Origin of the sequence: Chryseobacterium barbadense (assembly GCF_042849955.1) — a bacterium.
Taxonomy (GTDB): Bacteria; Bacteroidota; Bacteroidia; order Flavobacteriales; family Weeksellaceae; genus Chryseobacterium.
In genome coordinates this window covers 1-19475 of record NZ_BAAFHL010000047.1, presented here as the reverse complement: position 1 = coordinate 19475, position 19475 = coordinate 1, and the positions used below count along the sequence as shown (strand labels likewise).

The 19475-nt window shown below is 38.0% G+C and carries 17 protein-coding genes; 5 read left to right on the top strand and 12 right to left on the bottom strand.

The genetic code is table 11. The features are described from left to right. Positions 1-200: 200 nt before the first annotated feature. Entirely contained in the window at positions 201-524 is a 324-nt protein-coding gene (locus ACGHIN_RS13780) for a translation initiation factor (RefSeq protein WP_390454593.1), read from the top strand. On the opposite strand, the gene ACGHIN_RS13775 is transcribed toward ACGHIN_RS13780, so the two are convergent. The 3 genes from ACGHIN_RS13775 to ACGHIN_RS13765 form a co-directional block, all read right to left on the bottom strand. After that, the gene (locus tag ACGHIN_RS13775; RefSeq protein WP_390454590.1) at positions 525-1424 is read right to left on the bottom strand and encodes a leucine-rich repeat domain-containing protein; all 900 of its coding nucleotides are present in this window, start codon (positions 1422-1424) and stop codon (positions 525-527) included. 62 nt (positions 1425-1486) lie between these two features. Continuing rightward, positions 1487-3130 carry an alkaline phosphatase PhoX gene (locus ACGHIN_RS13770; protein WP_390454587.1) on the bottom strand — a complete coding sequence of 548 codons (1644 nt, stop codon included), beginning with the start codon at positions 3128-3130 and terminating at the stop codon, positions 1487-1489. A gap of 284 nt (positions 3131-3414) precedes the next feature. Further along, positions 3415-5250 carry a cytochrome-c peroxidase gene (locus ACGHIN_RS13765; protein ID WP_390454584.1) on the bottom strand — a complete coding sequence of 612 codons (1836 nt, stop codon included), beginning with the start codon at positions 5248-5250 and terminating at the stop codon, positions 3415-3417. 164 nt (positions 5251-5414) lie between these two features. Here ACGHIN_RS13765 and ACGHIN_RS13760 point away from each other — a divergent pair, with 164 nt between their 5' ends. Beyond that, complete coding sequence (locus tag ACGHIN_RS13760; protein WP_390454581.1) at positions 5415-5870, top strand: hypothetical protein; 456 nt, start codon at positions 5415-5417, stop codon at positions 5868-5870. An 11-nt stretch (positions 5871-5881) separates the two neighbouring features. Next, positions 5882-6736, top strand: a complete 855-nt coding sequence (locus tag ACGHIN_RS13755) for a nucleoside phosphorylase (RefSeq protein WP_390454578.1) — start codon at positions 5882-5884, stop codon at positions 6734-6736. 39 nt (positions 6737-6775) lie between these two features. Here the strand turns inward: ACGHIN_RS13755 and ACGHIN_RS13750 are convergent, their stop codons facing one another. Both ACGHIN_RS13750 and ACGHIN_RS13745 read right to left on the bottom strand, forming a co-directional pair. After that, positions 6776-7618: a hypothetical protein gene (locus tag ACGHIN_RS13750; RefSeq protein WP_390454575.1), complete on the bottom strand. Its 843-nt coding sequence runs from the start codon at positions 7616-7618 to the stop codon at positions 6776-6778. A 115-nt stretch (positions 7619-7733) separates the two neighbouring features. Then, the gene (locus tag ACGHIN_RS13745; RefSeq protein WP_390454572.1) at positions 7734-8288 is read right to left on the bottom strand and encodes a DNA-3-methyladenine glycosylase I; all 555 of its coding nucleotides are present in this window, start codon (positions 8286-8288) and stop codon (positions 7734-7736) included. Between the two features lie 136 nt (positions 8289-8424). Here ACGHIN_RS13745 and ACGHIN_RS13740 point away from each other — a divergent pair, with 136 nt between their 5' ends. Further along, positions 8425-8724, top strand: a complete 300-nt coding sequence (locus ACGHIN_RS13740; protein WP_390454569.1) for a hypothetical protein — start codon at positions 8425-8427, stop codon at positions 8722-8724. Positions 8725-8844: 120 nt separating this feature from the next. Beyond that, positions 8845-9657, top strand: a complete 813-nt coding sequence (locus ACGHIN_RS13735) for an enoyl-ACP reductase FabI (RefSeq protein WP_390454566.1) — start codon at positions 8845-8847, stop codon at positions 9655-9657. An 85-nt stretch (positions 9658-9742) separates the two neighbouring features. Here the strand turns inward: ACGHIN_RS13735 and ACGHIN_RS13730 are convergent, their stop codons facing one another. The 7 genes from ACGHIN_RS13730 to ACGHIN_RS13700 all read right to left on the bottom strand — a co-directional run. Continuing rightward, a complete protein-coding gene (locus ACGHIN_RS13730; protein ID WP_390454563.1) occupies positions 9743-11233 on the bottom strand; it encodes a glycoside hydrolase family 30 protein in 1491 nt (496 codons plus the stop codon). A gap of 39 nt (positions 11234-11272) precedes the next feature. Beyond that, complete coding sequence (locus tag ACGHIN_RS13725; RefSeq protein ID WP_390454560.1) at positions 11273-12082, bottom strand: glycoside hydrolase family 16 protein; 810 nt, start codon at positions 12080-12082, stop codon at positions 11273-11275. Between the two features lie 88 nt (positions 12083-12170). After that, positions 12171-14390, bottom strand: a complete 2220-nt coding sequence (bglX, locus tag ACGHIN_RS13720) for a beta-glucosidase BglX (protein ID WP_390454558.1) — start codon at positions 14388-14390, stop codon at positions 12171-12173. 11 nt (positions 14391-14401) lie between these two features. Beyond that, entirely contained in the window at positions 14402-15865 is a 1464-nt protein-coding gene (locus ACGHIN_RS13715) for a glycoside hydrolase family 30 protein (RefSeq protein WP_390454556.1), read from the bottom strand. Positions 15866-15883: 18 nt separating this feature from the next. Next, on the bottom strand, positions 15884-16738 hold the full coding sequence (locus ACGHIN_RS13710) for a hypothetical protein (protein ID WP_390454552.1): 855 nt from the start codon (positions 16736-16738) through the stop codon (positions 15884-15886). 18 nt (positions 16739-16756) lie between these two features. Next, positions 16757-18277 (bottom strand): RagB/SusD family nutrient uptake outer membrane protein, encoded by a 1521-nt coding sequence (locus ACGHIN_RS13705; RefSeq protein WP_390454549.1) that lies wholly within the window; start codon positions 18275-18277, stop codon positions 16757-16759. A 12-nt stretch (positions 18278-18289) separates the two neighbouring features. Next, on the bottom strand, positions 18290-19475 hold a 1186-nt coding region (locus tag ACGHIN_RS13700), incomplete at its 5' end, for a TonB-dependent receptor domain-containing protein (protein WP_390454546.1).

Genomic DNA, 19475 nt, shown 5'->3' with positions numbered 1-19475 from the left:
ATACTTAATTTGATCAGAATTATTTTCGCCTTGCAGATTGAGCGGATTATCCAGATGATTTGTTTTAATAATCAAAATCGGTGTCCAGTGGTATAATTTGTTTGAAATCACGTTTCAGCAAAGCTCTAAACTTGAAGCTGCGATATTGAGTATTTAAAATTTGCATCTTTAAATAAATTATTATTTTTTAATTTTGTTCCATGGATTTACGAGATCAACTTAAGAACCTTTTTCCTGATCATGAAGAGCAGGATTTTGAAATGCCTCAAGAGGAATTCAAGCAAAAAGAGCCTTTGGTATGCAAGTTTGAAAAAAAAGGAAGGAACGGAAAACCCGTAACCTTAATTGAAGGCTGGGAAGGCAGCGAAGAAGAACTGAAAAACATTTCCAAAAAGATCAAAACCACTTTGGGGATCGGTGGTTCTGAAAAAGACGGTGTGATCATCATTCAAGGGGATAACCGTGACAAAATCATGGAAATCCTTAAAGATATGGGATATAAAACAAAAAGAGTCGGCGGATAATCAGAAATAAATCTGAGTTTCCGGTAATAAAGCTCTTAGTTTATCAATTTTTAACTTTTCTATAGGATTTCCTGTAAGAATCAGTGTTTTCAGGTTTTTTAATTCTTTCAGTTCTTTCGGGAGGTCTGTTATTTTATTGTTAGCAAGATTTAAACTGACAATATTCTTTAGTCCTCTTATTTCAGGTGAAATCTGCCTGATATTATTCTGACCTACATTTAAAAATTCAAGGTTTTTGGCACGGAACAGCTGATCAGGCAAACTGATGATGGCATTCTGCTGCAGTTCAAGGTATCTTAATTGTTCAGGAAGGTCTATATTTCCCAAATCATTAATCTGATTCGCGGAAAGGTTTAAAAATTTCAGGTTTTTGATTTTCCGGAGATCTTCATCAATAAAGCTGATCTGGTTCCCCTGCAGGTTGATTTCCACTAAAGCAGGAATTTGAAGTAAAGCTTCAGGGAATACATTCAGGTTGTTGGCATCCAGTTGAATAACTTCCAGATTCTGAAGCTGCGCCACATTTGGGTTAACAGATGTCAGGCTGTTCAAGCTCATTGAAAAAGTTTTCAGCTTTTTCAGCTCTCCTATTTCATTAGGGATATATTTAATGCTGTTCTGATTGGCGTTTAATATTTCAAGTCCCTTCAGGGTAAAGATTTCCTGATCCATTTTTTCCAGCTTATTTCCCATAATATTTAGGAAAAACAGTGAATTCAATTTTTTAATATCCGGAGGAATATTAAATAATGATTTATCTCTAAAGCTTATGCTGTATACCGTTTCTTTACTTTTCAGAGCATCTTCAATATTTGTGTATGTGGGATATTTCACAGGATCGATCTGAGCTGCGACCTGAATCATGGAAAGAGATGAAATTAATAGAAAAAGCTTTTTCATAAATAGAGAAAAGCTGCCGGCAAAAAGAATCTTTACCGACAGCTCAAGAAATTATTAATAGTTTATTTTTTAAGAACTTTTACCATTTTCTGGAATCCGCCTTCTGCTTCGATATTAACAACCAGGATACGGGATGCTTCAAGCTGGGAAGTAAAATCAAGGTCTAATGAAGTATACGAACCTGTGAATTTATTGCTGTAAACCACTTTACCATCCACACTGTACGCAGTTACTGTAATGTTTTTTAAGGTTTTAGGAGCATTAACCTTTACAATTCCTGAAGTAGGATTCGGAGATATCGTAACACTATTTTCAACATTCTGATCAATTGTTCCCAATGATCCGGTTGTTCCCAAATTCTCTTTAAGAGCTACTACGATGGTAGCCGATTTTCCTCTGTAGTCAATAGTATTTCCGGTGGCATCAATATCTGTAGCGATAGTAGCATCCGGATGCTGAATAGAGAAGAATCCGAATTTGTGATCCGGTGTAAAAGTAAGACCGGTTGGTTCAGATCCTGCAGGCATGGAAGCAAAAAGTCTTACTTTAGGGTTAGCCTGGGTATGATCCGGAGCAACTACCCAAATGTAATTCTTTCCTCCGTCCTGAAGTACCCAAAGATTTCCCAATTCATCAAAAGTAAGGTTATCATTACCATCGCCCCAAGCTTCAGTTTTCATCCCTTGTGCCGTATTGAAAGAATAATTTGTAGTAAGACCTCCTACGAAAGTTTCTACCTGAGAAGCCGTAGCACCGTCATCTTGTAATCTGTATACTTTATTCAGCCCTTTAGCCGTAAAGTATATTTTACCATCCAAAGGGCTGATCTCCACATCTTCCACTCCATTAAAAGTGGTACCACCTAAGGAATGTGCTGCAGACGCCACAGTGTTCTGATCTGCTTTTATTTTGTTCGGAACCTGAACCCAAACGGCCGTTGTTGTTACAGGATTTCCGTTGCTTAATCCCTGGTCCAGCTTTAAAACGTATAAATTTCCGGAAGAAAGGTTGTTAGGTGTATCCATTACGTATTTGTACACCTTATTTGTTCCTCCGTCCTCTCCAAAGTAGGCTACGGTTCCGGCATTATTTATCACTACATTTTCGTGGTTCATAATCCCCATTTGCCATAACTTACCTTTTGTACCGTCTGTATTAAGAGAACTTACTTCAGCTGTTGCAGGATTGATTTCCACCAGCCATCCGTAATCTTTATAACCGTCAGCATTAATATCATTAGATGTCGTTTGCTCTTCTGCCGTAACGATTGTTCCCCAGGGAGTAACTCCTCCCGAACAGTTTCTGACAGTCTGCACCAGGCTTGGATCTGAAAAGCTTACGGCTCTGGATTTCGTTAATTGCCAAAGTTTTGTAGCTGTATTGTAATTAATTTCAGCCATAGTAACACCCCCCGGATTGGTTTCATGGTTTACGGAAAGGTATCCGTTGGTGCTGCTTCCGGTAATAGGAACATATCCTGTAAAGTCATTCAATCCTCCTACAAATCCCCCTCCTTGCGTATAGCTGTCTCCTTCCTTTAAAATAAGCTGATACTTATGCTCAACCGGAAGAATCAATTTATTTGTTTGTGCTGTTGGAACAATAGATGTGAAACAACTGATGTGAGTTCCCGGACAAGTCTGTGCTTTCACTACAGAACCTGTGAGTAATGCAAGTGCCGCAACTGCTAGTAGTTTTTTCTTCATAGTAATTCGATTTATTAGACAATGCAAAACTATTTTTTAATTACGAACGCACTATTAATAGTATTTTAAATAAATACGAATGAATATTAATAAATCTGAAACTCAATGTTAAGGGAATTAATTCATTGTTAAGAGTCATGGTTGGATTCGGGGTACGAGATACGGGATAAAGTTAAAGAGCTGTTTTATTTATAATAAAGGTTTTTTCTAATCAGTTTATTTTAATCTTACCTTGCATCTCTTTTACGCACAGCTATAAATCGTATCCCGTATCTCGTAACGACCTATCTGTTTTTTGTTTTGCTAATGTCTGTCAGTGTATTCAGGAAAGCAATGATCTGTTGAATTTCCGATTGTGTAAGGTTGAGTTTATCCGGAGGCAGAGTTTGGTTTTTCATTTTCAATCCTAAACCTTCTCCCCCTCCTTCATTGTAAAATTCCAACACTTCTTCCAGCGTATTGAAAGCTCCGTTATGGAAGTAAGGTTTAGTAAGCGCAATATTTCTTACCGTCATTGTTTTAAAGGAATTTTCATAGATCCACGAATTTTCCTTTTTCACCAAACTGTTAAACCTTCCTTTATCCTCATCCAATATCAGAGGCTTTTGCCTGACGGGTTCTTGAGTCACGCCTAATACTTCTGATTCATTTTCATTATAAAAAGGCGGAACCAAGCCGGAGAAATGAGGAGCAAAATGACAGGTTGCACAGTTGGCTTTTCCCATGAATAGATTATACCCTTTCTTCGCATCTTCCGAGATTTCTTTTTCATTTCTCATAAAACGGTCGAAATCACTTTCAAAAGAATACAATGAGGCTACATAAGAACTCAATGCTTTGGAAAAATTCTGCTTATTGATCTTTCCGTCTTTGAAGGCAGCCCGGAATGCTTTCTTATAATCAGAGTTTACTTTTAGCTTTTTGATGATGCTTTCGTAGCTTGTATTGAATTCCTGTTCATTGTAAATCACGTGTTCAGCCTGCTGTTCAAGGTAAAAGGCACGCATATCATAGAAAAATCTTTTGGCAAATACGGCATTATATAATGATGGGGAATTCCTTAATACCGTCTGTCCTTCTACATTGCTCTGGGATTTTACTTTTAAATCCGTAAAGGCATTTTCCGGCAAATGACAGTTTGCGCAGCTCATTTTACCGTTATCGCTTACATTCTGATCATAAAAAATTTTTTCTCCGAGTTTTCTCAATTCAGCATTATCTTCTGATGGCTTTAATAAGGTATAGAAATAAGGATTCAGAAAGTCACTGCTGAAGAAGTTTTTGCTATTTACATTCCAGCCTGAAAATTCTTTCAGATCATCCGGTTGCCCGTCCCATTTCCCGAATTCTTCATACAAAGGCTGTATATATTTTTTATAAAATCCTATACGGTCAAACGTTTCAAAATCTTCATTTTTTGAAAGGTAATCAATGCTTTCCAACAATACTGTATTGGCTTTACGAACATCAAAATTCTTAAAGTACGGGTCATCATTGATATATTCCTTCATTCCTGAAAGAGCATGAGCCGCTTCCTCAGAAATATTCAAGGATCCCGGAGTATCAAAACCCGTTACGCCTAAAGTATAAATCCGGATGAGTTCCAGTCTTAATGGCAATGTTTTGTTGTTTCCTTTGCTTAATCCGTTTTTGGTGGCACTCAGATAAAATTTAGCATAATTATTATATAAAAAACCGGTAATGTCTTTTATTTTTTCTTTTTCGTGCGCTGCTTCTTCGGAAAAAATCAGTTCATCCAATACCTGCAGTCCTTCCGGAGGCAAGGTATAAGCCATTGTCCCTGCTGCTTCAATGTGAAACAGAGGAGCTGCATTAAGATGTGTTTTAGCAAACTCCGGATAATGGTATGCAATGTAGAATTCGATCTCTTTGTAGGAGTTTCTTGCACTGCTCAATGATTGCTGCAGATCTTCAAGAGAAATCTTATCCTCCGCGAATAAGTGAACATCAGATTTTAGCTGTTCAAGCCTGGTTTTAAAATTACTTAATCCTTTATTGATTACTGTATTTTCGTTTTCAACACTTTTGTATATAGGATTGAACGACATCATTGCAAAACTGATGAATAAAGCAATAACAAGCAGCGGATAAACCCTCATGAATTTTTACGCTCAAAACTAAGATCTCCGTGCTACACCCATATTACTATAATTTTAAATTTTGATTAAATAATGTTTATATCCTTCATAATGGATTTTTTACTAATTTTACCCTCCCCAAAAAATTGAGGGACTGAATTTGCAACCAAAAAACTGAATATCATATGAAAGCAAAATTATTGTATGCATTTATTGCCAGTCTTTTTTCTTTATCTCTTTTTTCACAAAAGGATAGTGAAATGGCTGTTTATGCTGAGAAGAAAGGTAATGATTATTACCTTGTTCGTCTGGTAAAGGATCAGCCTGTACCTAAAGTATACGTCTATTCCAACGGGGTAACCAAACCATATAAAAAATACAACGAATTAAAAGACATCGTCATGGATTTTCCGGGAATGATGGAAGCCAACAATTCCACTAAGGAAGAATTGGTTTCTGTCTTAAAGAAAGGGGATCATTTTTACGAAATTACTTCCCAGAGAAAAGATCCGAAGAATTTTGAAAAGACCACCATTACCGTGTACGAAGTCTATCAGGGTCAAAAAAGAATTGTTGAAGAATATGGTTCACTTATAGAACTGATGTCTACGCCTTATAAAGAAGCTATTTTTATTAATTAAAAATTTATCAAATGCTAAATAAACTTGCAGCCTCAGAACTCGTTCTGAATGAAGACGGAAGCGTTTACCACCTTAATCTTTTACCGGAAGATATTGCCGATAAAATCATCCTTGTAGGAGATCCGGACAGGGTGCCGAAAGTATCGAAATACTTTGATAAGGTAGAAATACAGAAAAATAAAAGGGAGTTTTATACCCATACCGGAACTTTACGTGGAGAAAGAATTTCCGTGATGTCTACAGGTATCGGGACAGAGAATATAGATATCGTAATGAACGAACTTGATGCTCTGGTGAATATCGATCTTAAAAATAAAGAGTTCAAGACCGGGCACAAATCGCTTCAGCTATTCCGTATGGGAACCTGCGGAAGTGTGAATCCTGAGGTTCAGGTGGATAATATGCTCGTAACGCAGAATGTGGTTGGATTGGACGGTTTGATGCACTTCTATCAGGATTATGAATTCGAGAATGAGTTCTCAAAAAGCTTTCTGGAAAGATTCCCGTACGAAAAAATCAAGCCTATGTTGTATTTTGCAGATTGGGCGGAAGATATTGCTGATCTTTACAAAGATGCCAAATACCATGGAAATACGGCAACTTTCCCGGGATTTTATGCGCCGCAGGGAAGACAGCTTCGTCTGAAAGCAGTAGATGACAAGTTCCTGGAAACTTTAAATGATCTTGGAGTGACCAATTTTGAAATGGAAACTTCTGCGATCTATGCCCTTTCTAAATTATTAGGCCATAAAGCAATTACCGTAAATAATGTAATTGCCAACAGAAGACGTGGAGAATTCTCTGCCGATCATCATGCTTCGGAAAAGAACCTTATTGAATGGGTGTTGGATAGAATCATTAAATAAATATAAAAAGGATCTCTAATCGAGGTCCTTTTTTATGTATTACGGGCAGTTCTTTTCGTATTCATTGATGATTTTTATAAAGCGCTGCACCTCAAATTGAGATCTTTTGGCCGCAATATAGTTGAATCTATCCTTTTTTTCCAGGCTTTTCGCTTCTTCTATCGCTTCATTGTGGACATCTTTTGAATCCTGCTTCAACTGCTTTCTAAAATCTTTACTCTGCATTTTGATATAAAGATCATCCAGGTATTTAATAAAATCAGGACAGTCTCCGCCGACAAATTTAAAAGCATTAATAAACTTTTCATCAAGGCTGCCTAAATTAAAAAAAGAAGCCTCATCGATATCAACAGGCATTATTGCATAATCGGATTTATGATTCTTAATGTACATAATTGTTCCAACGTACATACATCCCATATTATTGGTGCAAACCGAGTATTCATATCCGTAAATATTTATTTTCCCTTCATATAAAATGGGCAATAGAACGTCATAATTCTTATCGCTTACGACATTATCTTTGCTTACTTTTTTAATATTCAGTTTTTCATATCCTACTATTTCGTCATCAAATTTATCTATGACTTTCAATTTTTTAATATCATTATAATTGATTTTTTGTACCTCTGATTCTTCAGAAACCTTATATTCGAATTTTTGTTCGTTTTTAAAAACTGATTCGCTTTTATTTTGTGATATCATTCCCATAAAAGCTTCCGCTTTCGGAAAATAAATATCTCTTAATAAGATTTTTTCTGTTGTTCCATCGGTTTTAGTCAGTTCAACGGGAATAAAAGGTCTTTTCTCAAGTGATTTTTTAGACTGTCCGTAAAAAAAATGTAAGCAAAATAAGCTTAAAACAAGTAAAGTTTTCTTCATTTATAGTTATAGTTTTATTGATATGTATTGTTGCGAACTTATTAAATTTCTTTCATATAATTAATATATTTTAAATGAAAATGAGATCGAAAAGAAATCAAAATCTTTATAGCGGTTATCTGGTGATACAATTTTCCACATGATCGTTTACCATTCCGGTTGCCTGCATATGCGCATATACAACGGTTGACCCCATGAACTTAAATCCTCTTTTCTTCATATCTTTTGCTATCGCATCCGAAATTTCCGTAGTGGCGGGAACATCTTTTAGGGTTTTAGGCTTATTGTCAATAGGTTTTCCATCAACAAATTCCCATATATACTTGGAAAAGCTTCCGAATTCCTTCTGGATTTTCTGAAATTGTTGAGCATTGGTAATAGTTGCAAGAATTTTCAGCCTGTTTCTGATGATTCCTGAATCCTGCATCAATTCCTCTACTTTTTTCTCAGAATACTTTGCGATTTTTTTATAATTAAAATGATCAAATGCTTTCCTGAAGTTTTCTCTTTTGGAAAGAATGGTATACCAGCTCAGTCCGGCCTGAAAGCTTTCAAGTATTAAGAATTCAAAGATAGTGTCATCATCATATACCGGTTTTCCCCACTCTTCATCATGGTATTTTCTGTACAAATCATCTTTTTCACACCACCCGCAACGTATTTTTTCCATAGCTGGCTATTTTAATAACAAATATAATCCTGATTTAGAAAAGTATAACAAAAGATTATGAAAAGTTTAACAGTAACTACTGTCTTTAGGAATGGTTATTGTTTTAACAACTACAAAACACTAAAATATTAATATTATGGACAATGCAGATTACAACAAAGCGGAAAATGCAGTAAACAACACAGAAAATTCTTTAAGAAATGCTGCGGATCATGCTAAATGGAAAATCAATGAGCTGGCAGATAAAGCCAGGGATTATATCAATGAAAAAAGAGCGAATGATGAAGAAGCCAACCAGGAAGACTGGCTGGACAGAGTAAAAGCCAATGTTTCTGAAACCTGGGAAGATATTAAGGATAAAGCGAATGAAGCCTGGGAAAAAACCAAAGATGCGGCAGAGGATGTAAAAGCGGAATGGAATAAGAAAACGAATTAAAGAAATTCAGTCATATAAATATTTTCAAGAAAAACGGAGTCTTTTTATTAAGGCTCCGTTTTTATTATGCTTTAAACACAAATTATTGCTACATTTGTATTCAATAAACATTAAAAAATTATGTCATACGGTTTACTTAAAGGCAAAAAGGGAATTATTTTTGGGGCCCTTAATGAACAATCTATTGCATGGAAAGTTGCTGAAAGATGCCATGAAGAAGGAGCTGAATTTATATTATCCAACGCTCCTATTGCCATGAGAATGGGAGAACTTAATGCTTTGGCAGAGAAAACTGGTTCTGAAGTAATAGGTGCAGATGCCACTTCTATTGAAGATCTTGAAAAACTTTTTGATGCGGCTATCGCAAAATACGGTAAAATCGATTTTATTCTTCACTCTATAGGCATGTCTGTAAATGTAAGAAAAGGAAAACATTATACAGATATGAACTACGACTGGTTAGAAAAAGGATGGGATGTTTCTGCCGTTTCTTTCCATAAAGTAATGCGTGTGGCTTGGGAAAAAAATTGTGTAAACGAATGGGGAAGCATTGTTGCGCTTACCTATATTGCAGCACAAAGAACGTTCCCTGATTATAACGATATGGCAGATAATAAAGCGTATTTGGAAAGCATCACCAGATCTTTCGGAAACTATTGGGGGGAAAGAAAAGTGCGTGTAAACACTATTTCACAGTCTCCTACTCCTACAACTGCAGGTAGCGGTGTAAAAGGTTTCGGAGGTTTCTTAGGGTATGCTGAAGATATGTCTCCGCTAGGAAATGCGACTGCTCTTGATTGTGCCAACTACTGTGTAAGCATGTTCTCTGATCTTACCAGAAAAGTAACAATGCAGAACTTATTCCACGATGGTGGTTTCAGCAATACGGGAGTTACCCAGAAAGTAATTGATAAATATGATGTAAAGGAATAATTTAAAATTATTTCTAAGCGATAAATCAAATCGGCGGCCTCTTCGAGGCCGCCGATTTTTAATAATAATAGTGTTAATATGAAGCTTACAAAATTACAGTCTGTATAGAGTGAGCCGGGGCCGAAAGTCTGGCAGACATTCCTTCGATCCAAAGATTGGTATCCATATCCTGATCGGATTCGTTCATAATTACGGTCACCAGTTGTCCGTTTTCATTCATGAAAGAAGTGGCGATCAGAGCGGCTCTGTTGGAAGAGGTTCCTATTCTTTGGGCATTCGGCTTGATATATTTTGAAACATGACCTACATAATAGTATTCATAAGTGTAATAAACCTCTCCGGTCTTCGTATCGGCAATGATCGGCGCAAAACAAAAGTTTCCTACGTGATTGGGACCTCCGGTTTCATCCAGAAGCACATTCCAGTCTGTCCATAAAGCCGTTCCCTTATTGAAATCATTGATCATATTCCTACCGTAAAGTTCACCCAGGCTTACATCGTAGATTCTCGACATCATAAATTGTTCTTTACAACCTTCCGTAAAGGCTAAGAATTTATCAGGAAAAGCTCTTTGCGTTTCGGAAAGATTATCAAATAACTGGGTTTTATTATTCCATGTTTCATACCAGTGATAGGCAATTCCGGAAGCATATTTTGAGGTTTCGGGGTCGCTTAAAGTAGTGGTTGCCCTTTGATAGATCAGATCTCTGTTATGATCCCAGATCATTACTTTCTTATCTTTATAGCCATTTTTCCACAGAGTGGGTCCTAAATTGTTTTTAAGGAACTCTCCTTCTTCTTCCGCGGTATAAATGCACGATTCCCAGGTTTGTGTTGCCATCGGTTCGTTCTGAACCGTCAATCCCCAAACATTGATTCCTCTTTTCTCGTATTCTTTGATGAATTTGATATAGTAATCCGCCCAGGTCTGATAATACATATTTTCAAGTCTTCCCCCTTTCAGCATATTCTTATTGGATTTCATCCATGCAGGTGGACTCCACGGAGAAAAGTAAAAAGTGAACTGATTTCCTATAGCTTTCTGGGCTTCCTTGATCATAGGAATTTTATACTTTTCATCATGACTTACATTGAAAGACTTCAGAGAAGTATCATTGTCCTGTACATACGTATAAGAATCGCTGGAAAAATCACAGGAATTCATATTGGTACGGACAACAGTATATCCTAACCCGTTTTTCCCATAATAGGCTTCAATGATTTCCTTCTGCTTGTTTTTCGGCATTTTATAAAAAGTTTCCGCAGATGCATCCGTAATGGCTCCTCCGATGCCAATCAATTTTTGATATTTAAAGTCCGGATCCACAAAAATACAGGCATCCGTTTCTTTGGGCTGGCTGAATTTTTCGAATTTCACTGTTCCCTTATCTGCCATTTTTTCATTGGCTTTGGAGTTGGTAAGAATTACTTTAGCCGTTACCTTCCCCGCATTCTTTTTCCAATAGTTTTGTGCATTTACATTGAAAACAACACTCACAACAAAACATCCGGCAATCAGTTTTTTGCCAACGATACCATCATTATTGTTAAGGGGTCTGTACACTTTTAATTTCATATTTTCTCTTTCTATTTTTGAGCAACGCTCTCACTTCATTTATTTATTTTGATACACTCTTACATAGTCGATGTAATATTTTTGAGGAAAGATGCTGTCATCAATTCCTTCTTTTCCACCCCAGAAACCGCCGACTGCCAGATTCAGGATAATATAGTAAGGCCGGTCAAAAGGCCATGCTTCATCGTTTTTTTCTTTATTGATATAGGTGAAATATTTTTGATCATCCACATACACATCAATTTTTTCCGGCGTCCAGTCCGCTTTATACACATGGAATTTTTCACTGGCATCATTTACCAAAATGGTATCTGTTTTCTGGGTTCCCTGAATATGATTATATTTTTTGGTATGCACCGAAGCATGAATATGTCCCTGATTAAAGCCGACATGTTCCATGATGTCCAATTCTCCGTCATCGGGCCATTTCTTCATGTTTTCACTCATCATCCAGATGGCAGGCCAGGTTCCACGGCCTTTCGGTAATTTTGCCCTTACCTCAACGGTTCCATATTGAAATGAGAATTTGCCTTTCGTTAAAAGTCTTGCAGAAGTATACTTACTTTGTTCCCAATCTTCTTTTCTGGCTTCAATTACGAGATTACCGTTTTCCACTCTCGCGTTTTCCAGGCGGTTTTTCGTATAGAACTGGGATTCTTCATTTCCGAAGCCGTGTCCGCCGACATCGTAATTCCATTTGGCAGGATCAGGCAATCCTTTAGTATTGAATTCATCATTCCAGATGAGTTTTCTGTTGGGATCCGGCTTATTGGAAGCACAATTCGTCACAGATAAAATACAAGCTGCGCTGAAGATTATGTGGAAAATATGCTGAGTTTTGATTTTCATAATTTATTTTATTTTAAGGCTAAGATTGAGGCTGAGGTTAAGGTAAACCATTCATAACTCATAACTCTCACCCGCATCCCGCTACTCTCTATTTCATCCAATTGATTCTTTTTGTCTGTACCTCCTGAGAATTGGTTCCTACCATAATATCAAACTCTCCACCTTCCCAATCGTAGTTCAGGGCATTGTCATAGAATTTCAGATCTTCCGGAGTGAGTTTAAATGTTACTGCTTTACTTTCGCCTTTCTTAATAGCTATTTTCTGGAAGCCTTTTAATTCCTTTACCGGTCTTATTACTTTTCCAAATAAATCTCTGATATAAAGCTGTACCACTTCTTCTCCATCATAATTTCCGGTATTGGAAACGTTTACAGTAATCGTCAAAGTCTGATGTCCTTTAAGATCCGTAGAACTCAACTTCATATCTGAATATTTGAACTGAGTATAGCTTAACCCATAACCAAACGGGAATTTCGGATCATTATCCAGATCAATATAAGCTGAGACATAATTTCTGTCCGTATTGTTTTTGGCAGGTCTTCCTGTATTGTAATGGTTATAATACACTGGAATTTGCCCTTCTGTTCTTGGAAAACTCATGGGTAATTTTCCTCCCGGATTTACGGTACCGAAAAGTACATCCGCAATAGAGTTTCCTGCTTCTGTTCCTAACCACCAAGTATACATGATGGCCGGAATATTGTCTGCGGCCCAGTCAAATACAAGAGGTCTTCCTGCGTTGATCATTAATATGATAGGTTTTCCGGTTTTGGCAATCTCTTTCAGCAGATCTTCCTGAACTCCTGTAAAATGAAGGTTACTTCTGCTTTTTGCTTCTCCACTCATTGCATGCCCTTCTCCTAACGTCATGATGACAACGTCTGCTTTTTTGGCGGTTTCTACAGCTTCAGCAAACATCGATCTGTCCTGATCATCTACATTACAGCCTTTGGCATATAATAAGGTTGAATTTTCATTCAACTGATTTTTAATTCCGTCAAATTGGGTAACAATTCTCTGATTGTCATCTTTAAAAGCGATAGACCAGAAACCATGATTAGCCGTAGTTTCTTTTCCGAAAGGGCCGATCAATGCAACCGTTTTTACCGATTTTGAAAGGGGTAGAATATTTCCTTTATTTTTCAACAAAACAATGCTTTTGGAACCGAATTCTCTTCCGAATTTTCTGTTTTCCAGGTTATTGGTCTGTTCTTTCTGTCTTTTATCACTACTGAATCTGAAAGGATCATCAAACAGACCCATTTCAATTTTTTTGGTTAAAATTCTTCTTGCAGCATCATCAATGAACTTTACATCCACTTTTCCTTCCTGTACCAACTTTGGCAGTTCAGCCATATAAGCACGACTTTCCATATCCATATCGCTACCTGCTAAAATGGCTTTTTCCGCAGCTTCTTTATGGTCTTTGGCATATCCGTGAGGAATCATTTCGCCAATACTACCCCAATCTGAAACTACAAAACCTTTATAATTCCACTGTCCTTTTAACAGATCTCTCAAAATATACTGATTGGCCGTTGCAGGGATTCCATTAATATCATTGAAAGAGTTCATAAAAGTAGCAACACCTGCTTCTGCAGCGGCTTTGAACGGAGGAAGATAAGTCTCATTCAACTGTCTTAAACTCATATCGACGGAATTGTAATCTCTTCCGCCAACTCCTGCTCCATACGCTGCAAAGTGTTTAGCACATGCCATAATCGCATCCAGATTTCCTAATCCTTTTCCCTGAAACCCTTTGATTCTTGCCAACGCAATTTGAGTGCCCAGATACGTATCTTCTCCTGAACCTTCCATTACTCTTCCCCATCTCGGATCTCTTGCAACATCCACCATCGGTGCAAAAGTCCAATGAATACCATAAGCAGAGGCTTCCGTAGCCGCAATTCTTTCTGATTTTTCAATTAACCCCAGATCCCAGCTTGCCGCTTGCCCGAGGTTCACCGGAAACGTTGTTCTGAAACCGTGGATCACATCCTGCCCGAACAGTAAAGGAATTTTAAGCCTGGATTGTAAGGCCAGTTTTTGAAAAGCTTTTGTTTCTTCTGCTCCTGTTACATTCAGCATAGATCCAACTTTTCCCTTTTTTATTTCCTCTAACACTGTTGCAGAATTGGAATTCTGAGGCCCTGTGGCATATTCAAAACCACTGTATTGAACCAGCTGCCCTACTTTTTCCTCTAAGGTCATTTTAGATAAGAGTTCAGACACCCGCTGATCGATTGTTTTTTGAGAAAAAGCGCTCGTTGAGGATAGTGAAAGAATGATAAAGAAAAGTTTTTTCATTATATTTTAATTTAAAAGATGTAAGTAGCAGCAGATTTCGCCGTAATTGTCGCCGATGCTGAATTACCGTTAAATTTAATATTAAAAGTTTGAGATGCGCTTCCTGAGTTCTGAACAATAAGAACTTTTTTATTGGCAGGCGTTATGAATGCTACCGAAGACAGGTTTCCCGACTGTGTAGAAGCTATTCTTTTCGAACCTGCCGGAACAAATTTGGAAGCCTGAGCGATGATATAGTACGCAACATTTTTATCATAGCTTGCATTTCCCGTTACCGTAATAGCCCCTTTACATTGGGTACATCCACCCGGAGTATGAGGTCCGAATGAAGCATCATTAGCTACATTCCATTCAAGGGCGGTTTTGCTCCAGTTTCTCATGGAGCCGATGATCACATTTTTCATGTGCCAGTCCAGATCACCTGAAAATTCTCCGGTAGAGCTGGTCCACTGCTCCGTAAAGTACACATTCTTATTAGGAAACAGATTATGTACATTTCCTAAGGCTGAAATATCTCCGGCATATAAATGGAAGGCCGAACCATCCACAAAAGGATTCGCAGCTGCATCATTCAGAATGCTTAGAGGATATGTAGTATTGTCGCAATTATGATCGTACACAATGATTTTTGTATTGATATTAGCCGCCTGGAAAGCAGGCCCTAAATGATTTTTCACAAAAGTAGCCTGATCCGTAGCCGTCATATACATACTCGGATTATTTCCCGGATGAAGTGGCTCATTCTGAGGGGTAATCGCATCAATGGTGATCCCCTGAGCTTTCATTTGCTGGATATATTTCACGAAATATTGTGCATATACTCCATAATATTCCGGTTTCAGGCTTCCTCCGATGCTACTTCCGTTATCTTTCATCCAAACGGGTGCAGACCAGGGTGTTGCTAAAATCTTAATATTGGGGTTAATCATCAGAATATCTTTCAGCATCTGGATCAAAGCCTGATCTTTTGTTAAGCTGAATTGGGCAAGAGTCGTATCCGTTTGTCCTGCAGGAAGATCATTGTAGGAAAAAACCTGACTGTTTAAGTCTGACGCTCCGATGCTGATTCTTAAGTAACTTACGCCAATTCCTGAACTGCTGAACAGATCATTCAACAATTCCTGTTTTTTGGCAGCAGAAAGCTGGTTGATGACTTCAACACTACCTCCGGTAAGCGTATATCCGAAACCGTCAACAGTCTGAAAAATTTGGGACGGATCAATTTCTATATTTACCCCTGAGCCGGAGCCTGTAGTGAAATGAATATCACTTTGCTGCTGAAGCTTTACGGATTGGTCGCCTTTTGTTACCCAAACCTGAACGGGATCACCTGTACCATTACCGCCTCCATTTCCCGGATTCTCATTATTGGAAGAATCTGCTGTGGTACTGCTGCAGCTTAAAAAAGAAAGAAGTACTACACCGCAAAGTGCAGCACCTCTAATAAAGAAACTATATGAATTTTTAGATCTCATAGAAAGTTGTTAGATTTATTATTGCATTCTTCGGAATTCAACCTTATCAATGCTTAAACTGTTGACTGTATCTCCACCGCATTTAATGACAAGATATACTGTTCCTGTTGTTGTAGCAGTAAATACTCCACCGTTTTTACCAGCATCACAACCTACGGATGATACTTTTCCTTTAAAAGCAGATGTTCCGCAACCTGCCCATGTATTGATATTTCTGTAAACGGTACCACCCACATCCTGTCCTGATGCCGGAATGCTGTTCAAAACATAGACTTCAAACCATGTATTCACTAAAGGTGTATCTGAAGAAGCGACCATATCAATGGAATATTTTTTCCCCGCTTCAACATTCACTGCCTGATAAATAGCCTGTTGATTTCCACCGTTGGCAACAATAGTTGCTTTTCCGTTAGAAAAAACCCATTCTGCACCGGACGGACTGATAATATGTTTGGTCCATTTGGCAATTTCATCCGGCGTATCAAATCTTCCCCCCTGAATCATATTCCCGGAAACAGGATCTGAGGTGGGAATAACAATCGTCTGACTTGACGTTCCTGCAACAACTCCGCCAATTCCGATAGCCTGATGCTGAATTACATATGTACCGGCATCCGGAAGGAAAAGCTTTTCTTCTTCTTTACCGATATTGAATCCATCATCATCTATATTCCATTTTGAGGTAATATAGTTGTTGAAATTTCTTTTTAAGGTATATCTGTTCTCAGCAGTTTTGGTAGCTGTGAAAGAAGCATCTACGGAACTTTGAGTAATTCCGTTCCCGTCACCGTCTACCGTATCAGGAGAACAGCTCGCCATAAATAAAACTGCTACGCTTAATAAAAGACTTTTATGAATATATCTTGTTATCATTGTTTTTAAAATTAAAGATTAATAGCCCGGATTTTGATGAAGAGCCGTTCCTGTCATTTCAGTAAGAGGAATGGGCAACACTTCATTTTTATTTGGTTTGAAGCCTCTTGCAGCTAAAACAGTTGGTGCATCACCCCATCTTACCAAATCAAACCAACGGTGTCCTTCTCCTATCAACTCTCTTCTTCTTTCATCTTTAATGGCCTGTAAAGAAACCGGAACGGATGGCAATCCAACCCTTGCTCTTACTGCATCAAGCAAAGCCTGTGCTCTTGCTCCTGTTCCATTAAGTGCTTCTGCTTCCAATAAATAAGTATCCGCTAATCTGATCAGGATGTAATTTTGACGGTAATTCAATTCTGCCGCTCCAGGTAAAGTGGTTACTTCATCTTTAGTAGGCAGATATTTATTTAAAAAGTATCCTGAATCCATATAAGCAGCAGAATAATCAATTTTTCCGGCCTGTTTTAAAGCTTTAGCATTAAAGATAGAAGCGTCGAGACGCGGATCTCCCTGCATAAAATTAAATAAGTTCTCCGTAACCGGATTGAATGCCCAACCTGAAACCAAGTCCGGAGCGGTAGCGTCATTGCGGGTATAAGAACGAAGCGAGGTCATGATACAGATAGAATTCCCTTCATCATTTCCCTGTCCCCAGAAGCTCCAGTCTGAATTTCCAAGATTCGTGTGATTAACCTCGATAATAGATTCTGTTGTAAACTTATTATTTGTTACCCATAAGCTCGCAAAGTTGGCGACAAGCTTATATCCATATTGGCTGGTTCCACCCGGAGTTCCGTTTACTTCCGCCAATTGTGCTGCTGCTTCAGCCTTTTTATTGTTGTATAAGTATATTTTTCCAAGAAGTGCTCTTGCCGCTCCCTGGCTTAAACGTCCTTTTTGATCAGCCGGAACCACTACAGGTAAATCCGGGATTGCGCTAAGCAGATCTGCTTCTATTTGGTTATATACTGCCGCTTTATCCGCCTGCGGAACATTGTATAAATCATCTGAAGCCGTAAATGGCTGTAAAATAAGAGGAATATTTCCAAACATTCTTACCAGATCAAAATAGTATAATGCTCTTAATGTTTTAGCTTCTGCAATGAATCTATTTTTAATGGCATTACTCATATCTGCCAAAGGAACTTTCTGAATCAAAACATTGGTTCTGGAAACTCCCTGATAATAATCTCTCCAATAGCTCGCAGGCATGATGGTAGGATTTATGGTATAATTGGAAAGCCCCTGTATTCCGGCACCATCCGTAGAACTTCCTCCTCCTGCGTAGAAGTCATCTGATCCTGCGTTAAAGAAAGTTACCATATTTTCGAATCCGCCTGCATTTTTTCTCATTACGTCATACGCTCCTACAAGGGCATAGAAACATTCCTGTTCATTTCTGAAAAAGTTTTCAGTAGAAAATGCTCCTAAATATTCCACATCTTCAATATGGTCATTGGTACAAGCTGTATTGGTGAATGCAACACCCATTAAAAGGGATGCCGTTATGCTGATTTTATATAATGTATTCTTCATTGTAATAGAGTGTTAGAAAGTGATGTTCGCACCGAAAATAAATGTTCTTGCCTGTGGATAGAAAGCTCTGTCTATACCGAAACTGTCTCCGGCTGCAATTTCAGGGTCATAACCTGTATATTTTGTAAATGTTACCAGGTTTTCAGCTGTTACATAGAAACGTACTTTGCTTACCCCAAAAGTTTCTGTTGCGCTTTGCGGAAGAGTATATCCCAGCTGAATTAATTTTAATCTTAAATAATCTCCTTTTTGTAAGTAATAATCTGACATTCTGGAGTAATTCTTATTGGCATCATCTCTTGTCAGACGAGGATACTCATTGGTAGAGCCTTCTCCTGTCCAACGGTTTAAGATTTTTGTCTGGTAATTGGCATCCAGCATATCCAATCTTCTCAACCCCTGAAATACTTTGTTTCCTGCCACTCCCTGAGCAAATACCATGAAGTCCCAGTTCTTATAATTTATATTAGCTGTTAAACCAAAAGTGAATTTAGGAATTGAGCTTCCCAGATTCACTTTATCAAGATCAGAGATCACACCATCTCCGTTGGTATCCGACCAGATGAAATCTCCCGGCTTAGCATCCGGAAGGATCATTTGCCCCTGTGCATTTACATAGGAGTTGATCTGCGCCTGATTCTGGAATACTCCTAAATATTTAAACCCGTAGAACGAATTGTACGGCTGCCCGATCTGAATTCTCTGAACTGGTCCCATTGACTGGAATCCGGCTCCGTCAAGATATTCTCTTCCTCTTTCAAGACTTGTTACTTCATTTTCCAAGTAAGAGAAGTTTCCATTGATGGAGAATCCGAAATCCGTCCAGTTCTTTTTATAGCCTAGTTCCACTTCCACCCCTCTGTTTTCCATATCTCCGATATTAGCCGTAGGTGCATTGGTAACGCCTACGTATCCCGGAAGGAATATTTCTCTAAGGATATCAGATGTTTTCTTTTTATACCAATCTACGGTAAGGGTAAAGTTTCTGAATAATTTTAAATCCGCTGCAATATTGAGCTGTGAGGTGGTTTCCCATTTTAAATCCGGGTTTTCCAATGTGTTTGGAATATATCCCGGTAAAAGAACTTCGTTTCCTTGAGCATCAATGAATGTATAATTGGCTCCGGAAACATAGAAGCTCGCAAATTTGAAGTCCCCGATTCCGTCATTTCCTAAAACTCCATATCCCCCTCTTAAT